Genomic DNA, 10,522 nt, shown 5'->3' with positions numbered 1-10,522 from the left:
TGCCGACCGGAGAAGATGCCCATGGACCTGATTATTCCACGCCGGTCTTCCTACTGCCCCAACTTTGCAACAGCACCGGATGGTGTGGGTAATAGCTTTCGGGGAGCTATTCTTTGGTGATTTGTGGTGTGTGGTCTGGGGTTATGGTGGCATGCGGACACACTTTTCTTTACTTAACCCGCACCGGGGTTTTCGCTATCCCGAACCGGATAATCCACCCCTCCCCGCTACACTCATATCCACCATCACCCTGCCGAATCTCTACCGGCAGGCCGGGCGCCAGGGCGAGGTTGACGTCCTAAAACTAAGAGCGCCCCGGGGACAGAAGGAAGGACCACAAGATGGCGCAGCAGCAGGCCAGCCAGCAGGAAAAAGAGCAGGCAGGCGAGCAAAAGCTGACGCGGATCAGCGACCAGGAGAACCCCTACCCGGTACCGGAGGAGTACCCGGAGTATCAGCCGAAAAACGATACGACGAAGGGGCAGCGCAAACTCTCCGTCTACACCGCCATCGACGCCTTCTTCATCATCGTCACTCTCGCCCTGACCGCCTGGTACCTGGCGCTGATGATCCTCAACGGCTTCAACATGGAAACCAAGAGCCTGATCTGGGTGATCTGGTGGTTCCTCGTGCTCGCGTACCTCTCGCTGCCGCGCATGCACCAGCTATTCACCTTCGTCTACGTGCCGGACTACTTCGTCGCCCGCGCCCGCACCTCGGATGGACTGCTGGGCGACCCGGTGAATATTGCGCTGCACGGCTCGGAGGAGGATATCCACGCAGTGCTGCTCGCCGCGGGCTGGACGAAAGCGGACAAGATCACGCTGCGCTCCAGTTGGAAGATTGCCGTATCCAGCGTGTTCCGGAAGTCCTACCCGGCAGCCCCGGTCAGCCCGCTGGTGATCTTCAAGCGCTCGCAGGCCTTCGCCTATCAGCAGGAGGACTCCGGCAGCGCGTCCAAGCGCCACCACGTGCGGCTGTGGCGCACCCCGGATGATTGGGCGCTGCCGGGCGGCGAGAAGGTCGCTTGGATGGCCGGCGCGACTTACGACCGGGGCGTGGGGCTGTCCAGCTTCACCGGGCAAGTCACCCACAAGATCGACGAGGACACGGACGCCGAGCGCGACTACCTCATCGGCACCCTGCAGTACGTCGACCCCGAGATCACGGTGAATATCCTTCCCGACTTCTCCTCCCCGTACATCTGCCACAACGGCGGCGGGGACAAGATCGTCACGGATGGTGACCTCCCGATTGTCGACGTCACCGGCGCGGCCGAAAGGCTCGCTGACGTGCCCGAGGTGCGCGACGGCGTGCAGGCGCGCAAGGAGGAGGAAGCCGCCAACCGTAAGCGGGACAAGGAGCTTCCCCCGGCCGAGATGAACATCGTCGGTGCGCTGACCGCCATCGTGGCGATGTACACCGCGTGGCTCTCCGGCACCCAGCTGGCGAATATCGGCTGGGTCACGGGTTCGCTGAAGCAGACCTGGGTGCTCTACGGGCACTTCATCGGGGCGCTGGCAACGCTCGTGTTCCTGGCGCTGACCTTCATGCGCATCCGGTGGGCACGCGTGCTGTTGATGGTGACGATCACGTTGATCTCCATCGGCGACCTGCTCGCCGCCGGCACCTCCGAAAACCACGTGGCCAGCAACCTCTTTATGGTGGCGGTCGCGCTGGTGCTGGTGATGAGTATTTCCTCCGAAAGTTCGCGGCGCTGGGTCAGCGGCGACCGGGAAGACAAGGTGGTTAGCTACAATCTGCGCCACCCCAACCGCGGGGTGTCCGTGGAGTAGGCAGCGCCAGCCGCGGGCGAGATATTCAGCAGGAACGTGCCCGGGGAACGCCCCGCACCGGAACGTCTCCGCGACAGAACGCCTCCGCAACGAAGAAAGGTTCAGCATGGCCGACGCACCGTCCCCCGGTTCCCGAGGTGTCCGGAGCACCCAGGGTGCCCGAGCTTCCCAGAGCCCCCGCACGCCGGACGAGACGAACCGGAACTTCGTGGGCTCCCGCCTGCGCCAGCTGCGCAAGGAGCGGGATATCTCGCAGGCCCAGCTCGCCACGACCCTGGGGCTGTCCGCGAGTTACGTGAACCAGATCGAGCACGATCAGCGCCCCCTGACCCTGGCGGTGCTGCAGAAGATCACCAGGGCCTTCGGTGTGGACGCCACCTTCTTCGCCAACGAGGACTCCCTCCGCCTGCTCGCCGAGGTTCAGGACGTCATGGCCGATCGCGATATCTGGCCCACTCCGGTGGACGTCACCGAATTGGCCGAGCTGGTGCGCCACCACCCCGCGATCGCCCGCGCCATGGTGGACATGCACAGCCGCTACCGGAACGTCTCTGACAAGCTCACGCTGGCCACCGAGGAGCGCCTGCAGGGTTCTGCGGTGCTGTCCATTACCCCTCGTGGCGAGCTCTTCGGGCGCGCCTCCGGGCCGGAGGCCTTCTCCATGCCGCACGAGGAGGTCCGGGACTACTTCTACGCCCGGCAGAACTACGTGGACGTCCTGGACGTACAGGCCGAGAAGCTCGCGAAAAAGCTGAACCTCGGGGCCACGCAGATCCGCCACGCGGAAGCGATCCTCGTCGACCGACTCACGGATAAGCACAACGTGACGGTCACCTACTCCCGGGACATGGGCGACACGCAGCACAGCTTCGACCCAGAGACGAAGCGGCTGTACGTCTCCGCCATGATGCGGCCAGGGCAGATCGCGTTCCGCCTGGCCACCGAGCTGGCCTACCTGGAGGCCGGCCCGACCATCCGTTCCCTGGTGGAGCTGGGCAACTTCACCTCTGATGCCTCCCGCAGGCTGGCCTCCCGTGGCTTGGCCACTTACTGGGCGGCGGCCCTGCTGATGCCCTATGGGCAGTTCCACGCCTCCGCGGAGGAATCCCGCTATGACCTGGAATTCCTCATGCGCGAGTACGGGGTGGGCTACGAGACGGTCTGCCACCGCCTGTCCACCCTGCAGCGCCCCAGCCTGCGCGGTGTGCCTTTTACCTTCGTGCGGGTGGACCGGGCGGGGAATATGTCTAAGCGGCAGAGCGCCTCTGGCCTGCACCTCTCCGGCTCGGGCGGTACGTGCCCGCTGTGGAATGTCTATGAGACTTTCAGCTACCCGGGCAAGATCATGCGGCAGATCGCCCAGATGCCCGACGGTCGCACCTACCTGTGGGTCGCCCGGACGGTGAATCACCACCGCTCGGCGTGGGGGAACCCGGGCAAGATGTTCGCTATCGGCCTGGGCTGCGAACTGCGGCACGCGCAGCGCACCGTGTACGCCGATGGCTTGGACCTGGAGGACACCTCCGCGGCCACCCCGATCGGTTCCGGCTGCCGCCTGTGCCCGAGGATGACCTGCCCGCAGCGCGCGTTCCCGCCGATCGACCGGCAGGTGGATATCGACGCCCACCGTTCCTCGGTCTCGCCGTACTAGCGGCTTTCGGGCGCGAGGGGCGGATGTCGTTGTGCCCAGGACGTTGCTGGAGCAACGCTCGCGCCGCCGCGTGGCTAGTGGCGTCGCTAGTGGTGTGACTAGTGGCGCGGTGGCGTGATGTCGAGCGAGGTATCGGTGTTGTAGTAGCCGAAGCCCGGCTCTTCGCGGTCGAAAAGACCGATCTGCGCGCGGCGTTCCAGCTCGCGGCGGTTATAGGTGGCCTGCTGGATCGCCTCCTCCGAGTCGAAGCCGGAGCCAAGTGCACCGGCGATCATGCCGAGCGAGGCGGCGAACCACGCCAAGAGCAGGTAGTTCCACGGCTGAACCGGGTGGCCAATCTGCAGGCTGAAATACTTCACCGGCACGATCGCTGCCGCCAGCATGAGCAGCACCCCGATGAGGAGCAGGTACATCAGCAGCGAGGAGATCGCCACGGTGACCAGGGTGGCGTAGTTATCCCACCGGGCGCGCCACCACCCCACCGAGTCGTAGTGCAACTTCGAGGACCGGGGGTTCCACAGGCTGTTGTTGTAGATCAGCCAGAAGGTCATCCCACAGATCGCGAGCATGCTGATGAGGATCAGCCGCCAGATCGGCATCAGAGAGCTCATCAGCCAGATCGAGCCGAAAAAAACGCCGAACGCGCCACTGGCCACGCCCAGGGCGATGGACCCGGAGAGCACCCGCAGCAGGGCCACCGGCCGGTTGCAGCGGATCATGCCGAGCAGCAGGCGGAGGGTGCGGCCACGGCCCTCCAGCACGCGGGTGGTATCCGCTCGGACGTCGCCGCCCGCGATGTCCTCGTATCCGTCGATGTTCTCTTCGGGCACGCCCGCACCTGCCATTTTGCCCTGCACCAGGCGGGTCATCTCCTGCTTCAGGCCGAGCTTCGCGCGCAGCAGGCCGAAGGCGGGGAGGCAGAGCATGGTGGCTTTGCCGTTCTGGATGCACTGGCTGATCACCGGCCGGCGGGTGCTGAGTGGCAGGTCGGTGAGGTAGATCAGCCGGTCCCACTGGTACTTCTCGAGCACCTCGATGGTGTTGTCGTGCAGCTCCACGGTTCCACGGGAGCTCATCGGGAAGGAGCCGATGCGCAAGTAGAGTTCGGCGGGTTCCCCGGTGCGGTGGTCCTTGGCTGCTGCTTGGAGATCGGCGAAGAGCGCTTTAGCGCGCCGCTCGGGCAGACCGGGGTCTGCCACGATGCCGATGCGGGTGGTCATGGGTGCTTCGTTTTTCCTTGCCTCAGGGGAGATGGTGGACTGCCCGCAGCGCGTCCGGGCTGTGCGACATCACCAGTATCTGCGCTGGGTGGAGTGGATTTTACGGTCAATGCTCTAAGCACGGCAAAGCGCGCCCCCGAACCGGTCATTTTCGCCCGTTCGGGGGCGCGCTGCAGAGATTCTCGGCGGGCGCTGTGGCCCGCCGGTTAGGGCGCGTTCGCGCCCCGGGGACCTGTTAGAGGTTGATCATGTGGCCGCCGATACCGTGGGCGGCTTCCTTCATGGCCTCAGACAGGGTCGGGTGCGTGTGCACGTTGCGGGAGATCTCGTCCGCGGTGAGGTCGAAACGCTGCGCCAGGGTGAGCTCCGGCAGGAGCTCGGAGACGTCCGGGCCGACCATGTGACCGCCGAGCAGCTCGCCGAACTCTGCGTCCGCGATGAGCTTGACGAAGCCCACTGCGTTGCCGAGGCCCTGAGCCTTGCCGTTGGCGGTGTACGGGAAGGTCGCGACCTTGATCTCGCGGCCGTCCTCCTCTGCCTTCTTGCGGGCTGCTTCCTCGGTGTAACCGAAGGATGCGACCTGCGGGTTGCAGAAGGTAGCGCGCGGCATCATCTGGTAATCGCCCAGCTCCTGGGTCTCCGCGCCAGCGATGGTCTCTGCCGCGACAACGCCCTGCGCCTCAGCGACGTGGGCCAGCTGCAGCTTCGCAGTGACGTCGCCGATGGCGTAGATATTCTTCGCGGAGGTGCGCATGCGCTCGTCGATGACGATCTCGCCGCGCTCGCCCAGCTCGACGCCGGCCTTGTCCAGGCCGAGGCCCTCGGTGCGCGGGGCGAAGCCGATGGAGACCATGACGCGGTCCGCCTTGAGGGTTTCGGACTTCTTGCCGTCGGCGGACTCGATGTCCACCTCGACGCCCTTGCCCTCGCCCAGGTCACGAACCTCGGTGGTCTTGTGACCGGTCTTGAGGTTCACGCCGAGGCGCTTGTACTGCTTCGCGATCTCGCGGGAGACGTCCTTGTCCTCGTTCGGCAGGACGCGGTCCATGAACTCGACGACGGTGATGTCCACATCGAAGTTGGAGAGCACGTAGGCGAACTCCATGCCGATGGCGCCGGCACCGATGATGACCATGGACTTCGGGGCGTTCTCGTCGAGGATCTGTTCCTCGTAGGAGACGATGTTGCCGCCGATCTCAACGCCCGGCAGGGACTTAACGACCGAGCCGGTGGCGATGATGGCGTTATCGAAGGTGATCTTCTTGCCCTTATCGTCGCCGTCGACGATGGAGATCTCCTTGTCGGAGACGAACTCGCCGCGACCGTTGATCTCCTGGATCTTATTCTTCTTCATCAGGTAGTGAACACCCTTGACGATGGAAGAAGAGACCTTGCGGGAACGCTTGTGCGCTGCACCGAAGTCCATGGAGATGTTATCGCCGGTAATTCCGAACGTCTTCGCTTCCTTGGTGATGGTGTGCGCCAGCTCCGCGTTACGGATCAGAGCCTTCGAGGGGATACAACCCACGTTGAGGCACACGCCACCCCAGTACTGCTTCTCGACAACTGCGGTCTTGAGGCCCAGCTGCGCCGCGCGAATTGCGGCGACGTACCCGCCAGGGCCTGCACCGATTACTACTACGTCATAATGTTCAGCCACGGCCCCAACCTTATAGCTAAATAGAGCCCAGAGCCAGCTTCAGGTTCGAGAAAGCGTCCGCGCTGCCGTGGACGAATCCACCCAGGAAGTCGGTGATGACGAGGATGATCTGGTCGATGAACTGCATGTCTGGTGGTCCTTAAAGTTCCGAGGGAAAAATCTGAAGTTTCTTGGCTTTCACGTGCTGCGATGCCAGAGGAATGGGAACGGCCTGTCCACTTCCTGCATTAGTTCTAGCAGCTTTATGGGCAAAAATACTAAGAAAAGCTGGCATTTACTTTCCCTTGTCTCATAATCATGGCTACTATCTAGCTGGTAGATTCCCAGCCGCTGGTCGGACCGGGGACAGAAAACCGCCGATCACCACAGCTGATACACGAAGGACAATTCGATGAAGAAGTACCTCGCCCGTGGCCTCGCCGCATCCCTCGCGGCCCTCATGCCACTGTCCATGGCCACCCACACCGCATCCTCTGCCTCGGCCGCTCCGGTGAGCGCCCAGGCCGTCGCTGGCAATGCGAAGGCTGCGGAGCTGTACTGGGACAAGCTGCCCGGGACCGTGAACCCGAGCACCAACGGCAAGTGGGTTAGCAAGATCAAGACCCTCAAGAACCAGGGTCACAACGTCCGCTTTGCCACCGCAACCTCCCCGGCCATGGGTGGCCTGGAGATCCCGCTGGTCGTCATCGGCCCGAAGGGTAAGAAGCTGGGCGAGACCGCCGGCCTACCAACCCTGTACATGCTCAATGGCGCCGACGGCGGCGAGGGCCGGGCGAACTGGATCAACCAGTCGGACATCATCGATTACTACGGCGAGAACCTCAACGCCAACATCGTCATCCCGATGTCTGGCGCGTTCAGCTACTACACCGACTGGGTGCACAAGTACAGCAAGGTTGACTACAAGCCGATGTGGGAGACCTTCCTGACCAAGGAGCTGCCGCAGACCATCGAGAAGGAACTGAAGGCCAACGGCAAGCGCGCCATCGCGGGCATGTCCATGTCCGCCACCTCCTCGCTGAACCTGGCCGCACATAACCAGGATTTCTATGACTCCGTCGGCTCCTTCTCCGGCTGCGCGTCGACCACCAAGGGTCTGGCCCCGGCCTTCGTCAACATCACCCTGGCCCGCGGCGGGACCAACGTCAACGAGATGTGGGGCGGTTCCCACACCCCGGCAGCCCTCCGCGACGATGCCCTGGTCAACGCGAAGAACCTGGTCAAGCAGCCGAACCTGTACGTCTCCAACGCCTCTGGGTTGGTTGGCAAGCACGACGTGCTGAGCTCCGAGCGCGTGAGGGGCGACCTGTCCGCGGCCACGACCGTGGCTGTTGAGGGTGGCGTCATCGAGGCTGCCACCAATAACTGCACCCACGACCTGGATGTGAAGCTGCGCTCCCTGGGCAAGAAGGACGCCACCTTCAACTTCCGCAACACCGGCACCCACCAGTGGGGCTACTGGCAGGACGACCTGCGCGGCTACCTGCCGGTCCTGAAGAGGGCTTTCGGGAACTAACGCTTTCGGGAACTAAAAACCCACACCGCCCGGCCCTGTTGAGGGCCGGGCTTAACGCGCGGCGGGAGGTGCGGCCATCATGCGTGCACTGAGCATCGCCACTGTTTTCGTCGCCGCCGCGGGCTACCTGGTCATCTGGATCGCCTCCAAGGCCCTTCCACCCGCAGGCTATGTGGATTTCATGGTCTTCTGGGGGCTATTCTTCGCCCTCACCGGGCTGATCGACGGCCTCATGCAGGAGACCGCCCGCGGCGTGACCGCCGCCCGGCACAACCGCGAGGGCGCCGAGCCACAGGAGACGGGCGCCGATCGCGGTTCTGCCCGCCCCTTTGCTCTGGCGGGCGGCTTCGCCCTCGCCTTCGGGTTACTTTCCTTGGTTTCTGCCCCGCTGTGGGCCACCAGCGTGAGCCCCGCCCACCCCCTGTGGGCCGCCATTCTCACCGCCACGGGACTCGCGAGCTTCGCCTTCCAAGCCATCCTCTGCGGGCTGATCTCCGCGGCCTCCCGCTGGCGCGAATTCGCCTGGCTCATCGCCATCGATTCCGGGATCCGCCTACTGCTCGCGGCGCTCGCCTGGTGGCTGGGTTGGGGCGTGGTCTCCTTCTTCATCATCACCGTCATCGGCGCGGGCACCTGGGCCGCATTCGCACTGCTCCCCGGGGTGCGCCCACTGCTGAGCCACCGCGCGGACATCCCCGCCCGAGCCTTCGTGCAACGCGGGCTGAAAGCCATGCTGGCCTCCGGCGCCAATGCCGTACTCATCACCGGCTTCCCCGTCCTGCTGCGCGCCACCACCGACCTGGACTTCGCTGGCGCCAGCGGCACCGGCGAGGAGCTCAGCTCCGCCGGCGGAGCCGCCGGGGCGGGCGCAGTGCTCGCCGGAACGATCACAGCCGTCACCCTCACCCGCGCGCCGCTGCTCGTCCCCCTGCAGCGCTTCCAGCCGGCACTGATCGTGCACTTCACCAAACGCCGCGAGCAGGTGCTGCGCGCCGCGGCCGCTCCCGCGTTGGCGATCATCGCCATCGGCGCCGTGGGCGGGGTGGCTGCCTACCTCGTGGGGCGCCCGATCATGGCCCTGCTCTTCGACGAGGCCTACCTGGTCTCCCCCGCAGCCCTCGGCCTGCTGACCTTCGCCTCCACCGGCACCGCACTGCTCATGGTCACGGGTTCCGCGGCCCTCGCCGCTGGCCGCCACGACCTGTACTGGTTCGGCTGGGCCATCGCCACCGTCGCGGCGGTGGGTCTGCTGCTGGTGGACACCACCCCTGAGCTCCGCTCGGTGCTCGCACTCGGGATCGGCCCGCTGGTCGGTGTCGCCCTCCAGCTCTGGCGGCTCCAGCGCCTACCGACCTGGCCCGGCCGAGCCGAGGCCAGCGAGGGCGACGTCGTGAAAGAAAAGGCCTAGCTCTCCGCCGGGATGAACTTCCGGGAGAACACCGTGATCAGGACCAGGTTCAGGACCGCAGCCACCACGCCCGCGAGAAGCATGACCGGGTAGCTGAACCACTCGGACAGACGGGTCAGGATCATCGGGAAGAAGAAGCCCACATAGGTGAACACGTAGTAGATCGCGGTCAGGCCACCCAACTCATCCGGGCTGGCCAGGCGCTGCACCTCCGTCAGGCCCGTCAGCAGCGTGATGCCGTAACCCAGCCCCAGGACGACCGCGACGATCAACGCGCCCGCCAGGGAGACGGTCTTTGCGGTCCAGGCAGCGACGAGCATGCCGATGATCACGATGACCAGACCGATCTGCTGGCCGAACGCGGAATTATTACGCCAGTACAGGTCCGGGAACTGCTGAATACCGAAGCCGAAAGCCAGCGCCAGGGCGGTGATACCCGCGGTGATGGCGATCGGATTGCCATAAGAATTCTGAATCAGAGCCGGCATGATCGCGTAGGCCACGCCGGTGCAGCCGAAGACCCACGGCGCCAGCGGCAGCACGACCAGCAGGAAGCGCGGATGCTTCGCGGAGGGGGACGCCAGGTCGCTCAGGAACGAGCCCTTGACCTTCAGGTGTGCGCTCTGGCGGGTCTCCGGCACCGTCATCAGGCCCACGATCGTCACGATCGAGAGGACCACGTGGATCATATAGGGCAGCTGGCCGGGGATCGGCCCCCACTCGCCGAGCAGACCGGCGATCAATGCACCCACCGCGAAACCGCCGGTCATGGCCATCGCGGAACGCTTCGCACCGGAGTTCGGCTTCGCCGTGGGATCGAAGGCCGGGCTGGAAAGCTCCTTAATCCAGGAGCCACCCGCGGTCATCGCCATGCCCAGCGCCAGGCCGGAAAGCATGCGACCAGCAAAGATGATCGGCTCGCTGGTCTCGCCCATCGCGATGAGGATGGAACCAATCAGCGCGACGATCGGAGCAGGCAGCATGACGACGCGGCGTCCATAACGGTCAGACAGCGGCCCGGCGACCAGCAGGCCGACCGCGATGCCCACCGCGTAGAACGCCAGCAGGGCGTCCACGAACACCGGGGAGAAGACGTCCTCCCCGCGGTAGAAGACCATCATCGGGGTGAACTCGTTGCCGCCCCACGCGACGATAAATACCGCCAACGCAACCATGAGCCACGCTCGCGAGCCCTTGTACTTCGAGCTTCGCGAGTCGATGTTGAGATTGGTTGGGGTATCAGAGCTTTGCGACATGGCTCCCCATGGTAA

General features: G+C 64.8%; 7 protein-coding genes. 4 read left to right on the top strand and 3 right to left on the bottom strand.

Annotation, left to right across the window (positions count from 1 at the left end):
- The first annotated feature begins 341 nt into the window (after nucleotides 1-341).
- Together QP413_RS05295 and ramB are read left to right on the top strand one after the other, a co-directional pair.
- Nucleotides 342-1,796: an LssY C-terminal domain-containing protein gene (locus QP413_RS05295; RefSeq protein WP_284780966.1), complete on the top strand. Its 1,455-nt coding sequence runs from the start codon at nucleotides 342-344 to the stop codon at nucleotides 1,794-1,796.
- A 106-nt stretch (nucleotides 1,797-1,902) separates the two neighbouring features.
- Nucleotides 1,903-3,447, top strand: a complete 1,545-nt coding sequence (gene ramB / locus QP413_RS05290) for an acetate metabolism transcriptional regulator RamB (RefSeq protein ID WP_246817958.1) — start codon at nucleotides 1,903-1,905, stop codon at nucleotides 3,445-3,447.
- 98 nt (nucleotides 3,448-3,545) lie between these two features.
- On the opposite strand, the gene QP413_RS05285 is transcribed toward ramB, so the two are convergent.
- Both QP413_RS05285 and lpdA read right to left on the bottom strand, forming a co-directional pair.
- On the bottom strand, nucleotides 3,546-4,667 hold the full coding sequence (locus tag QP413_RS05285) for a hypothetical protein (RefSeq protein ID WP_262369064.1): 1,122 nt from the start codon (nucleotides 4,665-4,667) through the stop codon (nucleotides 3,546-3,548).
- Between the two features lie 235 nt (nucleotides 4,668-4,902).
- Entirely contained in the window at nucleotides 4,903-6,327 is a 1,425-nt protein-coding gene (gene lpdA / locus QP413_RS05280) for a dihydrolipoyl dehydrogenase (RefSeq protein WP_284780965.1), read from the bottom strand.
- 391 nt (nucleotides 6,328-6,718) lie between these two features.
- Here lpdA and QP413_RS05275 point away from each other — a divergent pair, with 391 nt between their 5' ends.
- Both QP413_RS05275 and QP413_RS05270 read left to right on the top strand, forming a co-directional pair.
- Complete coding sequence (locus tag QP413_RS05275) at nucleotides 6,719-7,843, top strand: alpha/beta hydrolase family protein (protein ID WP_284780964.1); 1,125 nt, start codon at nucleotides 6,719-6,721, stop codon at nucleotides 7,841-7,843.
- A 79-nt stretch (nucleotides 7,844-7,922) separates the two neighbouring features.
- Nucleotides 7,923-9,251, top strand: coding sequence for a hypothetical protein (locus QP413_RS05270; RefSeq protein WP_284780963.1), 1,329 nt, complete (start codon nucleotides 7,923-7,925; stop codon nucleotides 9,249-9,251).
- Here the strand turns inward: QP413_RS05270 and QP413_RS05265 are convergent.
- Nucleotides 9,248-10,507 (bottom strand): MFS transporter, encoded by a 1,260-nt coding sequence (locus tag QP413_RS05265; RefSeq protein WP_284780962.1) that lies wholly within the window; start codon nucleotides 10,505-10,507, stop codon nucleotides 9,248-9,250. The two genes, QP413_RS05270 and QP413_RS05265, sit on opposite strands and share 4 nt — an antisense overlap.
- Between the last annotated feature and the right edge of the window lie 15 nt (nucleotides 10,508-10,522).

The organism is Corynebacterium sp. UMB4614, from assembly GCF_030217065.1.
GTDB lineage: Bacteria > Actinomycetota > Actinomycetes > Mycobacteriales > Mycobacteriaceae > Corynebacterium.
Note: the sequence above shows the minus strand (reverse complement) of the source record. Positions and strands in the feature narration are given on the sequence as shown.